General features: G+C 28.9%; 19 protein-coding genes. 14 read left to right on the top strand and 5 right to left on the bottom strand.

From position 1 onward, the window contains the following. The first annotated feature begins 124 nt into the window (after window positions 1-124). The 5 genes from CHB67_RS02405 to CHB67_RS02385 all read left to right on the top strand — a co-directional run bounded on the left by CHB67_RS02405 (window position 125) and on the right by CHB67_RS02385 (window position 4772). Window positions 125-634, top strand: a complete 510-nt coding sequence (locus tag CHB67_RS02405; RefSeq protein ID WP_089380135.1) for an RNA polymerase sigma factor — start codon at window positions 125-127, stop codon at window positions 632-634. After that, window positions 621-1034 carry a hypothetical protein gene (locus tag CHB67_RS02400; RefSeq protein ID WP_089380134.1) on the top strand — a complete coding sequence of 138 codons (414 nt, stop codon included), beginning with the start codon at window positions 621-623 and terminating at the stop codon, window positions 1032-1034. Before CHB67_RS02405 ends, CHB67_RS02400 begins: the two co-directional genes overlap by 14 nt. Window positions 1035-1051: 17 nt before the next feature. Beyond that, window positions 1052-1591 carry a DUF4252 domain-containing protein gene (locus CHB67_RS02395; RefSeq protein WP_089380133.1) on the top strand — a complete coding sequence of 180 codons (540 nt, stop codon included), beginning with the start codon at window positions 1052-1054 and terminating at the stop codon, window positions 1589-1591. 66 nt (window positions 1592-1657) lie between these two features. After that, the gene (locus CHB67_RS02390) at window positions 1658-2203 is read left to right on the top strand and encodes a DUF4252 domain-containing protein (RefSeq protein WP_089380132.1); all 546 of its coding nucleotides are present in this window, start codon (window positions 1658-1660) and stop codon (window positions 2201-2203) included. A 124-nt stretch (window positions 2204-2327) separates the two neighbouring features. Continuing rightward, complete coding sequence (locus CHB67_RS02385; protein WP_089380131.1) at window positions 2328-4772, top strand: M1 family metallopeptidase; 2445 nt, start codon at window positions 2328-2330, stop codon at window positions 4770-4772. Window positions 4773-4822: 50 nt separating this feature from the next. On the opposite strand, the gene CHB67_RS02380 is transcribed toward CHB67_RS02385, so the two are convergent. Further along, window positions 4823-5230, bottom strand: a complete 408-nt coding sequence (locus CHB67_RS02380; protein WP_089380130.1) for a helix-turn-helix domain-containing protein — start codon at window positions 5228-5230, stop codon at window positions 4823-4825. A 356-nt stretch (window positions 5231-5586) separates the two neighbouring features. On the opposite strand from CHB67_RS02380, the gene CHB67_RS02375 reads away from it, so the two are divergent. The 6 genes from CHB67_RS02375 to CHB67_RS02350 all read left to right on the top strand — a co-directional run bounded on the left by CHB67_RS02375 (window position 5587) and on the right by CHB67_RS02350 (window position 12389). After that, window positions 5587-6690 (top strand): M14 family zinc carboxypeptidase, encoded by a 1104-nt coding sequence (locus CHB67_RS02375; protein ID WP_089380129.1) that lies wholly within the window; start codon window positions 5587-5589, stop codon window positions 6688-6690. A gap of 64 nt (window positions 6691-6754) precedes the next feature. Further along, complete coding sequence (locus CHB67_RS02370; RefSeq protein WP_089380128.1) at window positions 6755-7234, top strand: Lrp/AsnC family transcriptional regulator; 480 nt, start codon at window positions 6755-6757, stop codon at window positions 7232-7234. Between the two features lie 100 nt (window positions 7235-7334). Then, window positions 7335-9341 (top strand): alpha-ketoacid dehydrogenase subunit alpha/beta, encoded by a 2007-nt coding sequence (locus CHB67_RS02365; RefSeq protein ID WP_089380127.1) that lies wholly within the window; start codon window positions 7335-7337, stop codon window positions 9339-9341. Window positions 9342-9415: 74 nt separating this feature from the next. After that, window positions 9416-10579 (top strand): PAS domain-containing sensor histidine kinase, encoded by a 1164-nt coding sequence (locus tag CHB67_RS02360; protein WP_089380126.1) that lies wholly within the window; start codon window positions 9416-9418, stop codon window positions 10577-10579. Further along, window positions 10576-11628, top strand: coding sequence for a response regulator (locus CHB67_RS02355; RefSeq protein ID WP_089380125.1), 1053 nt, complete (start codon window positions 10576-10578; stop codon window positions 11626-11628). The genes CHB67_RS02360 and CHB67_RS02355 overlap by 4 nt, the downstream gene beginning before the upstream one ends. A 314-nt stretch (window positions 11629-11942) precedes the next feature. After that, entirely contained in the window at window positions 11943-12389 is a 447-nt protein-coding gene (locus CHB67_RS02350) for a hypothetical protein (RefSeq protein ID WP_141119669.1), read from the top strand. Between the two features lie 239 nt (window positions 12390-12628). On the opposite strand, the gene CHB67_RS02345 is transcribed toward CHB67_RS02350, so the two are convergent. Then, window positions 12629-13327, bottom strand: coding sequence for a pseudouridine synthase (locus CHB67_RS02345; protein WP_089380123.1), 699 nt, complete (start codon window positions 13325-13327; stop codon window positions 12629-12631). Between the two features lie 43 nt (window positions 13328-13370). Between CHB67_RS02345 and CHB67_RS02340 the strand changes: the two genes are divergently transcribed. Next, window positions 13371-14138 (top strand): sulfite exporter TauE/SafE family protein, encoded by a 768-nt coding sequence (locus CHB67_RS02340; RefSeq protein ID WP_089380122.1) that lies wholly within the window; start codon window positions 13371-13373, stop codon window positions 14136-14138. A gap of 10 nt (window positions 14139-14148) precedes the next feature. Next, on the top strand, window positions 14149-14328 hold the full coding sequence (locus CHB67_RS02335; protein ID WP_089380121.1) for a CPXCG motif-containing cysteine-rich protein: 180 nt from the start codon (window positions 14149-14151) through the stop codon (window positions 14326-14328). A gap of 76 nt (window positions 14329-14404) precedes the next feature. Here the strand turns inward: CHB67_RS02335 and CHB67_RS02330 are convergent, their stop codons facing one another. The 3 genes from CHB67_RS02330 to CHB67_RS02320 all read right to left on the bottom strand — a co-directional run bounded on the left by CHB67_RS02330 (window position 14405) and on the right by CHB67_RS02320 (window position 16389). Continuing rightward, window positions 14405-14674 carry a hypothetical protein gene (locus CHB67_RS02330; RefSeq protein WP_089380120.1) on the bottom strand — a complete coding sequence of 90 codons (270 nt, stop codon included), beginning with the start codon at window positions 14672-14674 and terminating at the stop codon, window positions 14405-14407. A 109-nt stretch (window positions 14675-14783) separates the two neighbouring features. After that, window positions 14784-15080, bottom strand: a complete 297-nt coding sequence (gene trxA / locus CHB67_RS02325; protein ID WP_089380119.1) for a thioredoxin — start codon at window positions 15078-15080, stop codon at window positions 14784-14786. Between the two features lie 91 nt (window positions 15081-15171). Then, on the bottom strand, window positions 15172-16389 hold the full coding sequence (locus tag CHB67_RS02320; RefSeq protein WP_089380118.1) for a multidrug effflux MFS transporter: 1218 nt from the start codon (window positions 16387-16389) through the stop codon (window positions 15172-15174). 209 nt (window positions 16390-16598) lie between these two features. Between CHB67_RS02320 and CHB67_RS02315 the strand changes: the two genes are divergently transcribed. Next, window positions 16599-16928, top strand: coding sequence for a Dabb family protein (locus tag CHB67_RS02315; protein WP_089380117.1), 330 nt, complete (start codon window positions 16599-16601; stop codon window positions 16926-16928). Window positions 16929-17036: the final 108 nt, after the last annotated feature.

Below are 17036 nucleotides of genomic sequence, written 5' to 3'. Positions count from 1 at the left end.
TAATTAAATTCTCTGCAATATATTACTTTTTAAAAAAATAATAAGTATTACTGTTACAATATTGTAACTTACTCGTCATAATAGAAAGCGGCAACAAATATAATGCCGAAAATAAATTTAAGAAATGAATCAATCAGAGTTTTTAAAAACTGTAATGCCCTTTAAAGATAAGGTTTTTCGTTTAGCGAAACGTTTATTGGTATCTACCGAAGAGGCTGAAGATGCAACTCAAGAATTGTATTTTAAATTATGGAATAAAAAAGAGAATCTGAAGGAATATAAAAGTGTAGAAGCTTTTGCGATGACCATGACTAAGAATTATTGTTTTGACAGATTGAAATCGAAACAAGCTAGTAATTTAACATTGGTTCATAGTAATTACAAAGAAAAAGACACTTCTTTAGATAAAAAAACAGACCTTAATGACAGTGTAAGTATCGTTCATCAATTAATAGAAAACTTACCTGAGCAGCAAAAAATAATAATACAGCTAAGAGATATTGAACAATACGAGTTTGATGAAATTGCAAAAATGTTAGATTTAAAACCAACAGCAATTAGAGTTTCATTATCAAGAGCTAGAAAAACAATTAGAGAACAATTAATAAAACAACACAATTATGGAATTAACTAACATAGAAAGGTTGTTGCAAAAATATTTAGATGCAGAAACTACCATTGCAGAAGAAAATACTTTAAAAAATTATTTCTTAAGCGATAATGTAGCTCCTCATTTAATAGAGTATCAACCCTTATTCGAATATTTTTCAATCAGTAAACAAGAAGTGCACACAAAACCATTGCAATTAAACACTAAAAAAACGAATTGGAAATGGTTATCTGTAGCAGCCTCAATAGTATTACTGGTTAGTTTATATACCGGTTATGAAAAAAACCAACAAAGAAAGGCTGAAAAAATATACAACGAAACTCAGGTTGCGTTTAATATGCTTTCAACAAATTTAAATAAAGGAAACGAAGCAATTGCACAATTGCAGTACTTCGAAACAGCTAAAAACAAAGTTTTTAAATAATCTAAAAAATCACAATAATGAAAAAAATAATTTTATCAATCGCAGTTGTATTCATGTCACTTACAACCTACGCTCAAAATTCAATTTTTGATAAGTTTGAAGACATGAATGATGTTTCATCAGTAATTGTAAACAAAGAAGCATTTAGAATGCTTGCTAAGTTTAAAGGTGGTGGTGAAGAAGGTCAGGAATACCTAGAAATGGTTCAAGGTTTAAGTTCGTTTAAAGTTTTTACTACTGAAAAACCTGAAATAGCAGCACAGATGTCTGATGTAATGAATAAATATTTAAGTGCTGCAAAATTAACAGAATTAATGCGTGTGAAAGATGAAGACACAAACGTTAAAATTTATGTGCGTCAAGGAAAAGACGAAGACCATGTAAGTGAATTGCTAATGTTTGTGAATGGGGTAGGGAAATACATGGAAGGATCTGATAGCCCGGTTAAAGCAGAAACAGTGATACTTTCATTAACCGGAGATATAGATTTGAATAAAATTTCAAAACTTACCGAATCTCACATTCCTGAAAGCGGAAAACACCTTAAATCAAATTAAAATTTTAAAAACTGCACAAGTAATTTCAACAGTACTTGTGCGGTTTAAACCATTAAAAACGTACGTATGAAATCAATTATTAAAATAATAAGCACGCTATTTGTTTTTGCATTTATAGTTTCAGCTTGTGATTCATCTGTTTCCCTTCAAAAATACATTGTAGACAGTAAAGAAAACGACGAATTTATGTCGATAGATTTACCTGCGAGTATTTTACAACTTAAAGAAACTGAAGTTTCTACTGAAATTCAAAATACACTAAAAACAATTAAAAAGGTTAATTTATTAGCACTACAAGTTACCGATGCTAACAAGGAATTGTATAATTCTGAAAAGATAAAAGTTAAAAATATTCTCAAGAACTCAAAATACCAGCAATTAATGCGAGTTAAAATGATGGGAGCTAACGTTACTGTTAATTTTTTAGGTGAAGATGAGGCTATTGATGAAGTAGTTATTTTTGCCGCTGATGATGAAAAGGGCTTTGGAATAATTAGAGTGTTAGGCGAAAACATGAATCCTTCTGATATTTTAACGCTTTCTCAGAATCTAAAATTAGATGGAGACTCTAGTGAAATGAAACAGCTAGAAGGAATCTTCAGTAGTTTGTAACTAATTTTATCAAAATAATAGATTTTAAAGCCATACCTTAAAAAAGTATGGCTTTTTAACTGCTTTTTAACTACATAGAATAATAATTGTATTATTTTTGGTGCTTTAAAATTAAAAATAGCAAATGCAAAAATTATTCCTCACATTATTACTATTTACCTCAATAGTGGTAAGTGCTCAAGACAAAACTTATCAACCTGAAAAAGAAAAAATCAACAATTTAATTCATACAAAATTAAAAGTAGATTTCAATTTTCAAGAAAGTCAATTAAACGGAGAAGCATGGATTACACTTACACCACATTTCTATCCAACTAATAAAGTTGTTTTAGACGCAAAATCTTTTGAAATAAAAGAAGTTAAAATCAATAAAAATAAAACTAATTATAGTTACGAGAACAATCTATTGACTATTGATTTGGATAAGATTTATAATAAAAATGAAGCATACACAGTTTACGTTAAGTACATTGCTAAGCCCGAAGAAGTAAAACAAAAAGGAAGCGCAGCTATCAACGACGCTAAAGGGTTATATTTTATTAATCCACTAGGAGAGGACCCTACAAAACCTACACAAATTTGGACACAAGGAGAAACAGAATCTAACAGTTGTTGGTTTCCTACTATTGATGCTCCAAACCAAAAAACTACACAAGAAATCTACATTACCGTACCAGATAAATTTTTAACTCTCTCAAACGGACTGTTAATCAATCAAACCAAGCACAAAAACAACACAAGAACTGATTATTGGAAAATGGACAAAAAACATGCGCCGTACCTAGTTTTTATTGGAGTAGGTGAGTTTAGTGTAGTAAAAGATTCTTGGAATAATCTAGCTGTAGATTATTATGTAGAATCAGATTACGAAAATGTAGCTCAAGAAATCTTTGGACACACTCCTGAAATGATGACTTTTTTTTCAGAATTAACTGACATTTCTTATCCTTGGGATAAATACAGTCAAATAGTGGTTCGCGATTATGTTAGCGGAGCTATGGAAAACACTACAGCTGTGGTTCATGGCGAAGATGCGCAACAAAAGAAAGGACAACTAATAGATCATAATGTGTGGGAGGGAACCATTGCTCATGAACTATTCCATCATTGGTTTGGAGATTTAGTAACTACAGAAAGCTGGGCGAACTTAACAGTTAACGAATCTTTTGCCACTTACAGCGTTTATTTGTGGTATGAGTACAAATATGGAAAAGACGAAGCCGCAGCGCATTTATCTGAAGATATTGAGGTGTATTTACAAAGTCAGAGTGAAGACAAAGACCTGGTTCGTTTTTATTATGAAGACAAAGAACATATGTTTGACCCTGTGAGTTATCATAAAGGAAGCGCTATTCTTCATATGTTACGAGATTATTTAGGTGATGATGCTTTTTTTGCTTCATTTAACCACTATTTAACAAAGCATAAGTTTGGCACTGCAGAAGCGCACGATTTGCGATTGGCTTTTGAAGAAGTAAGCGGAAAAGATCTTAACTGGTTTTTTAATCAATGGTATTTTGGAAACGGCCACATTCGCTTAAATGCAACGTATGATTATAATATCATCAATAGTACTGTTACGGTAAATTTAAATCAATTAGGTAAAACATTTAAATTCCCTTTATCTATTGATATTTATAACGAAAAAGGTGTTGAACGTCATGATGTTTGGATTGATAAAAAACAAAACTCGTTCACGTTTCCTTTTACAAAGAAAAATCAACCAAAACTTATTAATATTGATGCTAAACATAACTTATTAGCAGAAATTACGGATAAAAAAACATTAGAGCAATACATGTTTCAATTCAATAATGCGCCACATTATTTAGATAGAAAAATTGCTTTAGAAGCCATTGTAAAAGAACAACAAACAAGCAAAGAAGCTTACAATACGGTTATAAAAGCATTTAATGATCCTTTTTATAAAATCAGATTACTAGCCTTAGAAAATGTAGATCTATTCCAGAAGCACACTAAAAAGGATGCTATTGAAAAAATTGAGCAAATTGCCAACAACGACAAAAAAACATTGGTACAAGCAGAAGCAATTAATGTACTAGGTAAACTTATTGATCCAATATACAAGCCTGTATTTATAAAAGGCATGAAAAGCGAATCATTTTCTGTGATAGGGAAATCATTAGTTTCACTATATCAAATAGATAAGCAGCTTGCTTTAGAAAATTTGGAAGCGATAGATGAAGCTATAAAAAGCCAAATTCCCGATGCTATTACTAATATTTATATTAATGAAAAAGATAAAACTAAGTTACCATTTATAGCTAAACACGTATTAAAGGGTATGTTTTTATCACAAAATCCTAGAACGCAACAATTATATAGTGAAGCTTTTAAGTGGATTGCAGAAAGTGACAGTAAAGAAGCTATTCAAAATATAACTGATGATTTTGTAATCCTAGGAAAGCAATACAAAAAATACAATTTCGATAAAATGGCTGTAAATATGCTAAACCAGCTAGTTGCAGCACAACAAAACTCTACAAATAATAATAAAAAAGATTTAATGGTGATTTTAAAAACAGGAATTGCTGAATTAATAGAGTAATAGTAGAAAATATTCTAAAAAAAAAGCTCCTCAGTTATAAGGAGCTTTTTTTATGGAAGATAATGTTTAAAAGAACCATCTTTGTAAAAAATCACAATTCTCTCTATATCGGACTCATTTAAGTGTTCAATCTTTTTCTCAATTTCTACTTTCGGAATTGAAGTTGGTGTAGTTTGAGTTTTTGACTCAACAATAGGAGAGGATGTTAAATGAACATTAGAGCCCGTTTTATTTTTAGGGAATTTTCCATCACCATTCAACAACCAGTACAATTCAACTTCAGGAAAAGCCTTTAATATCTTCATCACAAAGTCCAAACTAGGCTTGTTTCTACCAGATAGAATATGAGAAATACTAGAGCGCTGCACATCCATTTTTTCAGCCAATACAGCAGCTGATATATCGTAGTATTCAATAATTATTTTAAGCCTTTTTGTAAACGCTTCACTATTCACCATTGTAAACAAATTATTTATTTACAAATGTAACTCATCTGATTTTAATTAACAACTAATACTAGGTAAATTGAATTATAAATTTAAAAAGTTAAATATTAGGTTCTGATAAGAGTATTTAAAAAGCTTAAAAATAGGTGTTTAGCGGGTAATAATAAAGTTTATCTATAACCTCAATTTAACTGTAGAAAACTTAAGCGTTAACGCTTACAAATGTAAATTACAATTGTAACTTATTGCAATGAATACTTTGTTTACATTTGTAATTTACAATTAACAACAATTAACAATTGCTATAAAACTTGTTAATTATTTAAAGTCCTTTTTTATATCTCGCTTAATCACATACATTTGTTATTATGAATGAATTGAATCCTAAAATATTAGAGAATTGGTACAGTTCTAATTTTGAAAAAAAATTAAAAGGCAGACGTATTTTATTTGAAGATATAAAACCATTAATTGAAAATTTACCTGCTAAATTTGAAAAAGAAATTATTGGCTACTCTGAAAACAATATACCAATTTATAAAATCTCATTAGGTAGCGGACGTAAGAAAATATTATCATGGTCTCAGATGCATGGCAATGAAAGCACAGGTACAAAAGCGCTGTTCGATTTATTTCATTTTTTCAATTCTGAAGCTGTTGAGGTAAAAAATATAGCACTCCAAATTCTTGAAAATTGCAGGTTAGAGTTCATTGTATTGCTAAATCCAGATGGCGCTATAAATTTCACAAGAGAAAACTTCAATAATATTGATTTAAATAGAGATGCTGTTGATAGAAAAGCAATTGAAAGTAAGCTATTAAGAGAAACCTTAGATGTATTTAATCCTGAATTTTGTTTTAACCTACACGATCAGCGCTCCATATTTAATGTTGAAGGACATGCTAACCCCGCTACTATTTCATTTTTAGCTCCTTCAGAAGACTTAAAACGCACTTTATCTGAAGGTAGAAAAACAACCATGAGTGTTATTGTTGCTATGAATAATTTACTGCAGCAGCTTATACCAAACCATATTGGCAGATATACTGATGAGTTTTACCCAACTGCAACTGGAGATAATTTTCAAAAACTAGGTCATAATACTATTTTAATTGAAGCGGGTCATTTTAAAGGAGATCACAATCGTGAAGCTACGCGTAAATTTAACTTTTACGCTTTAGTTCAGGGGCTTTATTTTATAGCTACCACTTCAAATTACTCTAATTACGAGTCGTATTTCGATATTCCTAATAATGATAAGCGATATTTAGACATCATTTATAAAAACTTAAAAGATAATGAGGATAATGTAATAGATGTCGGAATACAGTTAAAATATAACGTAACCATCAATGGCTTAAATAGTTACGAGTGTATTGAACACAAAGGTGACTTGTCAAATTATCACTCGGATATCACCATAAATGGAGAAAATCTAAATTTTAACGATTTAAAATTGTCAAATTCGTAAATAATATGTTTGTTATTACGTTTTTTTTAATAAATTTGTATTTTATATTATTTAAATAAACATCATGAAAAAATTTGTGTTAGATGAGATTGATCATCAAATTTTAGACATTCTAATTGAGAATGCTAGAACACCTTTTACTGATATTGCAAAAAAATTAGTTGTTTCAGCTGGTACAATCCATGTAAGGGTGAAAAAAATGGAAGATGAAGGTATAATTAAAGGATCAACTCTTACCCTTGATTACGAAAAAATGGGCTATTCATTTATTTCACATGTTGGTATATATTTGGCTAAAACTTCAAAAACCAAAAATGTAGTAGCTGATTTAAAGAAAATTCCAAACGTAACAGTTGCATTTATTACAGCTGGTAAATACAATATTTTCTGTAAAATTAGAGCACGTGATACTACACATGCTAAAGAAATTATTTTTGAAATTGACGATATAGATGGAGTTTCAAGAACAGAAACAATGATTTCATTAGAAGAAAGTATCAACGATAAAAAACGTTTAATGCATTCTATTTTTAGAGAAATCTAAACTAAAGTTACCTACTAAATATAAAATACCTTATCATTTTTTTTGATAAGGTATTTTTATTTAAACCTTTTTATTACATTTATAGTATACGCTTTAAAGTATGAGATCAAATAATACTTCTGTAGCTAAAACTATTTTTAATCGGAAAGACTATTCTGATAAGACACTTATTAAACTATACAAAGCTATTTTAAAACCTCGATTAATTGAGGAAAAAATGTTAATCTTGTTACGACAAGGGAAAATTTCTAAATGGTTTTCTGGAATAGGTCAGGAAGCTATTTCAGTAGGTTTAGCTAATGCTTTAAATGCGAATGAGTACATTTTACCTATGCACCGAAATTTAGGTGTATTTACCTCAAGAAACATTCCTTTGCATAAATTATTTTCTCAATGGCAAGGAAAAAAAAATGGTTTCACCAACGGAAGAGATCGATCCTTTCATTTTGGAACGCAAGACTACAACATTATTGGAATGATTTCTCATTTAGGTCCGCAATTAGGAGTTGCTAACGGCATCGCATTAGCTAACTTACTAACCAACAACCATAAAGTTACGGCTGTTTTTTCAGGTGATGGAGCAACAAGTGAAGGTGATTTTCACGAAGCTTTAAATGTTGCTGCTGTTTGGAGCTTACCTGTGCTTTTTTGTATTGAAAATAATGGTTATGGTTTATCAACACCCTCTAGACAACAATTTAAATGTGAACATATTGCCGACAAAGCCATAGGATACGGAATGGAAAGCCTTATTGTTGATGGAAATAATATTCTAGAAGTACACACTAAGATAAAAAAGATTTCAAAAAGCATTCGGAAAAATCCGAGACCAATTTTAATAGAGTTTAAAACTTTTAGAATGCGCGGTCATGAGGAGGCTAGTGGCAATAAATATGTACCTAAAGAAATTCTTGAAAATTGGGCTTTAAAAGATCCTGTTGAAAATTACCATGCTTTTTTAAAGAATGAAGGAATACTCTCCGAAGAATTAGATGTATTGATTAAAGAGGCAATAGTTCTAGAAATCAATGAGCATTTAAAAGTAGCTTTTAATGAAAAAGAAATTACTTCAACAGTTGAAAATGAACTAGAAACTGTATACAAGCATATTAATTATATAGAGTGCAAACCTGCTTCAGAAAAAACAAGTAACATTCGTTTTGTTGATGCCATTTCAAAAGGATTGGAGCAAAGCATGGAAAAGTTTCAAGATTTAGTGCTCATGGGACAAGATATTGCTGAATATGGGGGTGTTTTTAAAGTTTCTGAAGGATTTCTAAATAAGTTTGGCAAAGAAAGAGTTCGTAATACTCCAATTTGCGAGTCTGCCATTATTGAAGCGGCTTACGGGCTTTCCATTAATGGTTATAAATCTGTTGTAGAATTACAATTTTCTGATTTTATAAGCTCTGGTTTTAATCCTGTAGTAAATTTATTAGCAAAATCTCATTATCGTTGGGGGCAACAAGCAAGTGTTGTTTTGCGAATGCCTTGTGGTGGAAATGTGGGCGCAGGACCATTTCACAGTCAAACAAATGAAGCTTGGTTTACAAAAACACCCGGACTAAAAGTGGTGTATCCAGCTTTTCCATATGATGCAAAAGGATTGTTGAACACAGCTATAGAAGATCCAAATCCTGTGTTGTTTTTTGAGCACAAAGCATTGTATAGGTCTATATATCAAGATGTACCTAACGATTACTATACCATTCCGTTTGGAAAAGCCTGTGTTATTAAGGAAGGTTTTGATTTAAGTATTATTACTTATGGTATTGGCGTGCATTGGGCTTTAGACGAAATTAATAAGCATCAATTTTCGGTAGATATTATTGATTTAAGAACATTGCAACCACTTGATACGGATGCAATTTTTTATTCAGTAAAAAAAACAGGAAAAGTTTTAATCATTCAGGAAGATACTTTATTTGGAGGTATCGCTTCTGATATTTCGGCATTAATAAGTGAAAATTGCTTTCAGTATTTAGACGCTCCCATCAAAAGAATTGGTAGCATTGAAACACCCATTCCTTTTGCAAAAAACTTAGAAAAACTGTATTTACCCATTGAAAGACTGCATTCAGCAATAGTAGACTTATTAAATTATTAATTTCCGAACTGATTAATATCATTTATTTACACTTTTAAATACTATAATTTTATCAACATATCTCTTCAATTGTTATGCTATTAAAAGATAAAACATCGTTTTATAAGGTTTGTTTTGACTCCATGCAAATAGGAATTTTGGTGTTTAATCAAGAAAGGAAAATTGTGCTTGCAAACCAACCATTAGCCGATTTATTAGGAGTTGATGAGGTGTATTTATTACAACATAAAATTGATGCTTTTTTTAAACATACTGAAATTTTTAAAGCATATATTCAAAATCCTGAAGAAGAAATCTTTAAATCAACTATTGAATTAGAAGAATTTCATGCAAATGGAAGTTCCATTTTTTTAGAATTAAATTTTGGTAAAATGGTATATGAAGGAGAATTGTATTTCAAAGCATTGATTTCAGATATAAGTTTACGAAAATTAAAGGAGGTTAAAATAACGAAATTAAATGTGCAATTAGAAGAAGAGGTTAGAATTAGAAACCTAAAACTTGAAGAGGCTGTAATACAATTAAAGAAAACATTAAATAAAGAAAAAGAACTTAATAGTTTAAAAACTAAATTTATCACACTTGCCTCACATGAATTTAAAACACCTTTAAGTGCCATATTATCTTCCACCGAATTAATGGCTAAATATGCCAATTTGCTGAATACAGGTAAATTAAATGAGCATTTACAAAAAGTTAAAATGATGGTAAATAGGTTGAATGGAATGCTAGACGATTTATTAACTTTAGAAAATATTGAAACTGGTCAAGTTAGTACTAATTTTTCTCATTTCAATTATAACGATCTAATTCAAGAGATCATCATAGCCACAAAACCTCATTTAAAGAAGAATCAAACAATAAATATTGAAAAATCAGACTTAAAGTTGATATATCATGATTTCAACATTCTAAAGATAATTTTAACCAATTTATTGTACAATGCCATAAAGTTTTCAAAAGAAAACAGCGAAATATTTTTAAAAATTAGTTCTAGTAAATCGAATTTACATTTAAGTGTTAAAGATTCTGGAATTGGAATACCTAAAGCTGAACAAGGTTTTATTTTCACCCAATTCTTCAGGGCAAAAAACGCTATTTATTATCCTGGAACCGGAATAGGTTTAAATATAATTAAAGGCTATATAAATCGATTTAAAGGTGATATTAAGTTTACTAGTGTTGAGAACGAAGGGAGTGTTTTTATAATTAAGTTACCTAAAATAAAAGAGTTATGAAAAAAAAAGTATTGCTAATTGAAGACGATAATTTTGTAAGAGAAAATACAGCTGAAATTTTAGAATTAGCAAATTACAATGTTGAAATCGCTAAAAATGGGAAAGAAGGCATCTCAAAAGCTAAGTCTTTTTTACCTAATATTATTATTTGCGATATACTTATGCCAAATTTAGATGGCTATGGAGTTTTACAAATTGTATCAAAAACATCTGGCTTAGAGCAAATTCCTTTTATTTTCTTAACTGCAAAAACACATCAAAACGACCTAAGAAAAGGAATGGAACTTGGTGCCGATGACTATATATGTAAGCCTTTTGAAGAATCAGAATTACTTAGAGCTATTGAAGTTAGATTAAAAAGAGTAGAAGCTTTCGAGTCTAAAAATAAAATTCCAAAGTTCAATAATTCTTCACGTTTTTTAGATTTAAAAAAAATAAAGAATATCGATCAATATTTGGGTAAAAAAAGGGTGTACCATTTTAAAAAAGATGAAACTATTTATTGTGAAGGAAACCAAAGCAATCATATTTTTTTAATTAAAAAAGGGACTGTTAAAACGTATAAAATAAATGAAGATGGTAAAGAATTTAACACTGGATATTACACAAATAAACAATATTTCGGTTATTCATCATTTGTAAAAAAAACACCTCATTTTGAAAACTCAAAGGCTATTACAGAGACTCAGTTATATAAAATTAGTAAAGATGAAATAACCTCAATATTAAACAACAACCATCATATTATTTTTGATTTTATAGATTTACTATCATCAAATACAATTGCAAATAATTCACAATTAATGCTTTTAGCCTATGGTTCAGTTCGTAAAAAGACAGCAATAACACTGTTGAATTTATTAGAAAATTACCCTGAAGTTAAAAACAATGAAATATTTATAACTCGCTTAAATTTAGCTAATTCAATAGGTATAGCTAAAGAAACACTTACAAGAACCCTATACAGTTTTAAAGAAGAAAATTTAATTGATTTATCTACTAAAAGCTTAAAGGTTTTAAATAAAGAAATGCTGTTTAAAATTAGTTAATGGTTTTATAGATGACAACAATCAATACAATTATTGATGAGCATCATTGTAGCTATAAAAGGTTTGAAATAAATTAGCTTTAAATTCAATATATAATTTTTAGTGTTATTGATTTTAACATAATTCATTAAAAATGAATGTTATTAGGAGGGTAGCTTTTTAAAACATTTTTGGTTTCTAACTATTTATTTGATGAGATTGGATGAATTGAAGGCAAAAAACCTAAAGTGATTGAAGAGTTGATCTTTTTAAGGAGTCCGAGGAATTTATGAAAGTGAATTTCTCAGGCTCCATTAAAAATAAATATGAAAACTATGAAACGAATAATTCCTAAGCAAAAGATGCCAGTATTTAATAATAGTGTTGACTATTTATTAAATAAAACAAAAAAATGGATGTCTGAAATTGAATTTATAAAAGTTGAACAAGACTTTTTTAAAGAATTATTATCCGAACATATTGTTAGCCTATGTACGACTCATAATTTTCAAAAAGCAAAATTATTATTAAGCAGTATAAACCATGAAAAAAAATTAGGTAATGAGCTACTTGTTAATATTAAAGATCATAATGTTAATTTATCACTTCTTATTGAAAATATTTATTTAAAAAGAGAAGATAATTTTAGAAAAAATCATGAAAATTTAAAATCCGAAGTTGTTAATTATCTTGATAACTTTAAATATTTGAAAGAACAAGTATTTGATTTGGTGTTACTTATTATGAAAATAGATAAACAACAAAAATTGATAACACATTAAAAATCAGGTATTTTACCGTTTTCAAACTTTGATTCTTTGAAATTTTGTACAATATTATTATAAATTTTATTTTTTTAATAATCAACGTAATTATTAAAAGAGTTTATTTTTAATAATTGAAAGAAATATTTATAGTAGGTTATTTTATTTGGGGTGAGACTAACTTAGTAAAAATATTTTGTACACAATTACTTAAAAATGTTTGTATTAAATTATGAATCAAAATTTGAAAACGGTTTTTATATGTCTACTTTCCACTCAAATTTACTGAATAGATAAGTCCAATCTTCCGGGATTCTCGCCTTAATATTCAATTGCTTTTCAGTCAATGGATGCTTAAAACTTAACGATACCGCATGTAAAAATAGGTTGTGGCAATTAAATTCATTTTCAAACATACGATTATGAAAACGATCTCCATATTTATAATCGCCTACAATAGGATGGCTCATTTTATTCATGTGAATTCTTAATTGGTGCATTCTTCCGGAGGAAGGTTTTAATTCAACCAAACTATATCTTGAAGTTTCATAAGGATGTACAGGTATATTTAATTGTACAATTTGTAATGGTTTACAATAGGTTTCGGCTTCTTTATATACTTGAGTATCTGGATTTTTTACAGGCGAGTTAATCAAAGTAGGTTCAGCTACAAAACCACGAACAATTCCTAAATAAGTCTTCTGAATTTCATTTGTATTAAAAAGTGCTTGAAAAATAGCTACTTGTTCTTTTTGTTTTGCAAGCACTAATACTCCTGAAGTTTTTCTATCCAAACGATGCACCGGATATAAATTCAATCCTGTTTGTTTATATACTAATTCTAAGAGCGTTTCATCTTTAATGTTACGTGCATAATATGATTTATGAATTAAAACATTATTAGGTTTATTAACAATTAAAATTGTTTCATCTTCAAAAATAATTTCGACTTCCATTAAGCAAATATAAGTATCTTGCACTGTTTCAAAAATTAAATGTGTGCAATCTATAATTTATAATTCAGAGCTATTTCAACTTTCTTATTTTCATTGGTTTTTATCTTTTTTAGGAGTTTTTTTATTAGGCCTCAGTAAATCTGGCATTAAAGGTATTGGAGTAGTAATTGTACTGCTTTTAGCTTTTGTTTTTGGAGGAAAAGCTTCCACAGGAATTTTAATTCCTATGATGATATTGGCTGATATTTTTGCTGTAATTTATTACCACAGGCATACACAGTGGGGGTTGTTAAAAAAGTTATTGCCTTCAATGGTTATTGGAGTTTTAATAGGAGTGTGGTTTGGAAACGATATTTCTGAACAACTATTTAAACAAATAATGGCTGTTTTTATATTAGCAACAGTTGCTATTATGGTAATAATGGAACGCAAAAAAAACAAAAATATCCCAACAAATAAGTTGTTCTCTAATGGAATGGGACTTTTATCTGGAATCACATCTATGATTGGTAACTTGGCAGGTGCTTTCGCTAGTATTTATTTTTTAGCCATGCGTTTACCTAAAAATGAATTTATTGGAACAGCAGCTTGGTTATTTTTTATTATCAATGTTTTTAAATTACCATTTCATATTTTTATATGGAAAACTGTCACTGCAGAAACCATTTTATTGAATTTATTTTTAATACCAGGTGTAGTATTAGGTTTTTTTGTAGGAATTCAATTGGTGAAATTAATTCATAACGATTTATATCGTAAATTTATTTTAGCTGTAACTGCTATTGGAGCAATTACTATTTTATTAAGTTAAATCGGTTTATATGTTAGAGCATTTTTTTCAATGTCCTTATTGTTGGGAGGAAATATCCATGTTATTAGATTCTTCTGTAACAAATCAAACCTATATTGAAGATTGTGAAGTATGTTGTAATCCAATAGAAATAAAGGTTCAGTTCAATAATACTGAATTAATGAATATCAACCTCAAAGTTTTAGATTAAATAATATTCCACAGATATAAAACAGCTATTTAGCGTTAAATTTACTGTGGAATAGTTTATTATTTTGATAAAGTAATTATTTTTTCAATAATTCTGTATTAGCGATTATTGTTTCATCAGAAAATAACGATAATGGGTTATATACCGTAAAAACATACTTGTCTAAATCTTCAATTTTTTCAGCATTTGCAGCTTTATAAGCTTCAGCAACAATATAATTGTGAGATTCATTTTCAATTGTTATTTTGTTCTCAGAAGTAACAATAACAGCAGCTTCTTTATTTTTTTCCTGTGAATAGCTTATAAAACTTACAAGCAACATCATTATAATTAACATATTTTTCATTACGCTAATTTAAAAAAAAATAAAAATTTGATATAAGAAAATCTTATTTTTTTTAAAAATATAATTTTATAACAAATGTTTAAACATACGGATGACTATTTTAGCAAAATTATACACTAGTAATGGCTTGTTTTAATTGTGAAATCGATTGCATTCCCGATTGTCGCCAAGTTTGTTTCCCTTTTTTAAAAACCATAAAAGTAGGAACACCTCGTACTTTATATTTAGCAGCTAATTCTTGATTGGTATCCACATTAATTTTTACAATTTTTACGGCGTCTTTCAAATCAGCTTTTAATTGCTTTAATACAGGAGCCATTGATTTACAAGGGCCGCACCAATCAGCATAAAAATCTACCAATACAGGTATTTCTTCATTTACTATTTCGTTGAATGATTTTTTCATAAGTCATAACTCTTTACGTTGATAAATAAAGTTACAAAAACAACTTTAAATTGCGTGTTAAAAATTTATGAATATTAACAATTACTAAAACTTAATTATTGGTTCTAGCTAGCGCTTTATATTTTAAAAATTTCAAATAATAAAGTATAAAAATAGAGAGTAAACCACAAATTGAAAACCCCATAAATAAGGGTAGGGCAGTATTCACTGTAAATTTACCTATAAAAGTACTAATTGGCACAGCCATTAAGGTTGAAATAAAACCTGTAATTGCTGCTCCAATACCTGCAATATGACCTACTGGCTCCATAGCCAATGCTCTTAAATTTCCAAATAAAAACCCAATAGCGAAAAATTGTATCCCAAAGAAAGCTAATAATACGCCTAAGGTCGGATTCTCAGAACTTCCATACAAAACTACATATAACAAAGAGATACCAAAAAATAGAAGGAGGGATATGGTTACTAATTTTTCCATCCCATACTTTAAAACTAAGGTTCCATTTAAAAAGGTTGAAGTGCCAATAGCTACAGCTAAACCTGCAAAAATATAGGGAAACTCTTTTTCTAAATGATACTGATCCTGAAAAATATGCTGTGACGTACTTAAATATACCATAAATGAACCAGTGATGAAACCAGAGATTATTGTAAAACCAATAGTTCTTTTAGCTTTCATGATTTCTTTCAACCCATTTACAAAAATAAACCTTGTGAATTTTACCCGTTTTTCTATTGGTAATGTTTCTGGTTGACGCTTCCAAAACCAATATAATATTAGTAAACTAAAAATTAGTTGAATATAAAAAATCCCTTGCCAGTTATAATGATTTAAAATAAATTGACCTATTGCCGGAGCTACAATGGGAACTAATATAAAAACAACAGTAATGAATGACATTATTCTCGCCATATAATCACCGCTAAAGGTGTCTCTAACCATTGCAATGCTAATTGTTCTAGATGCAGAAAGACCAATTCCTTGTAAAATTCTACCTGCAATCATTACTTCAAGACTTGTTGCATTTACACAAGTAAAACTAGCTATTATAAATACGATAAAGCCCGCATATACAATTGGTTTACGACCTAAACTATCAGAAATTGGTCCAAATAAAAGCGGTCCAATTCCTAAACCTAAAAATATCATGGTAATTAACAACTGATGATCAGTTGACTCTGTTGTACCAATTGAATAACCAATTAATTTTAATGCGGGTAATAACGCATCTATAGCCAATGCAACAACAGACATTAAAGATGCCATAAGTGCTATAAATTCAAATTGAGAGTATCTCTTTTTTAACATGTGGCAAATGTACAGTAAATGTACTGCTGAGTATGCATTTTAAAATTGTAAAAAGTAATAGTTCAATAAGAATTTGTAATTTGCAAGAATAAATATATTGTTATATACATACAAACCTTGAAAAAGCATTTAAGGAATAGTTATTAATATGTTGGATCAAATTAGGAGTATAACAACATTGGTTATTAAAAAAGAGAAATATTTACTTTATGAAGTCAACTAATATAATTGAAGAACAATTTATTCACGTAGTTTTCTTTTGGTTGATAAACCCAAATAATGAAAGTGATAGAGATGAATTTGAAAAGGCTATGCACAAATTTTTAAATTCATCTGTTTATGCAAAAAATAAACATTTTGGCCAACCAGCAGATACAAACAGACCGGTTGTTGATGCAAGTTATACGTATTGTTTAAAAGTTACTTTTAATAATTTAGAAGAACACAGCAATTATCAAATTGAACCTGCTCATAAATTATTTATTTCTGAAGCTTCTAAATTATGGGAACGTGTTTTAATTTACGATTCAGAGAGTTAATTTAATATTTTCATTTCAGTAGTAAGTTAATTACAATAAATCCTATTTAACATAATATAAATTATAATACAAATTACAGATGAAGCAAATTGGTGGATAGCTGTGCTA

It is taken from the genome of Lutibacter agarilyticus, assembly GCF_900188235.1.
Taxonomy (GTDB): domain Bacteria; phylum Bacteroidota; class Bacteroidia; order Flavobacteriales; family Flavobacteriaceae; genus Lutibacter; species Lutibacter agarilyticus.
The sequence above is the reverse complement of the archived record's forward strand: the minus strand, read 5'-3'. Positions and strand labels throughout refer to the sequence as shown.

Excerpts from the sequence above, each read along its gene's own strand:
- CHB67_RS02405 (WP_089380135.1), top strand. The coding sequence starts at position 125 with ATGAATCAATCAGAGTTTTTAAAAACTGTAATGCCCTTTAAAGATAAG.
- CHB67_RS02400 (WP_089380134.1), top strand. The coding sequence starts at position 621 with ATGGAATTAACTAACATAGAAAGGTTGTTGCAAAAATATTTAGATGCA.
- CHB67_RS02395 (WP_089380133.1), top strand. The coding sequence starts at position 1,052 with ATGAAAAAAATAATTTTATCAATCGCAGTTGTATTCATGTCACTTACA.
- CHB67_RS02390 (WP_089380132.1), top strand. The coding sequence starts at position 1,658 with ATGAAATCAATTATTAAAATAATAAGCACGCTATTTGTTTTTGCATTT.
- CHB67_RS02385 (WP_089380131.1), top strand. The coding sequence starts at position 2,328 with ATGCAAAAATTATTCCTCACATTATTACTATTTACCTCAATAGTGGTA.
- CHB67_RS02380 (WP_089380130.1), bottom strand. The coding sequence starts at position 5,230 with ATGGTGAATAGTGAAGCGTTTACAAAAAGGCTTAAAATAATTATTGAA.
- CHB67_RS02375 (WP_089380129.1), top strand. The coding sequence starts at position 5,587 with ATGAATGAATTGAATCCTAAAATATTAGAGAATTGGTACAGTTCTAAT.
- CHB67_RS02370 (WP_089380128.1), top strand. The coding sequence starts at position 6,755 with ATGAAAAAATTTGTGTTAGATGAGATTGATCATCAAATTTTAGACATT.
- CHB67_RS02365 (WP_089380127.1), top strand. The coding sequence starts at position 7,335 with ATGAGATCAAATAATACTTCTGTAGCTAAAACTATTTTTAATCGGAAA.
- CHB67_RS02360 (WP_089380126.1), top strand. The coding sequence starts at position 9,416 with ATGCTATTAAAAGATAAAACATCGTTTTATAAGGTTTGTTTTGACTCC.
- CHB67_RS02355 (WP_089380125.1), top strand. The coding sequence starts at position 10,576 with ATGAAAAAAAAAGTATTGCTAATTGAAGACGATAATTTTGTAAGAGAA.
- CHB67_RS02350 (WP_141119669.1), top strand. The coding sequence starts at position 11,943 with ATGAAACGAATAATTCCTAAGCAAAAGATGCCAGTATTTAATAATAGT.
- CHB67_RS02345 (WP_089380123.1), bottom strand. The coding sequence starts at position 13,327 with ATGGAAGTCGAAATTATTTTTGAAGATGAAACAATTTTAATTGTTAAT.
- CHB67_RS02335 (WP_089380121.1), top strand. The coding sequence starts at position 14,149 with ATGTTAGAGCATTTTTTTCAATGTCCTTATTGTTGGGAGGAAATATCC.
- CHB67_RS02330 (WP_089380120.1), bottom strand. The coding sequence starts at position 14,674 with ATGAAAAATATGTTAATTATAATGATGTTGCTTGTAAGTTTTATAAGC.
- trxA (WP_089380119.1), bottom strand. The coding sequence starts at position 15,080 with ATGAAAAAATCATTCAACGAAATAGTAAATGAAGAAATACCTGTATTG.
- CHB67_RS02320 (WP_089380118.1), bottom strand. The coding sequence starts at position 16,389 with ATGTTAAAAAAGAGATACTCTCAATTTGAATTTATAGCACTTATGGCA.
- CHB67_RS02315 (WP_089380117.1), top strand. The coding sequence starts at position 16,599 with ATGAAGTCAACTAATATAATTGAAGAACAATTTATTCACGTAGTTTTC.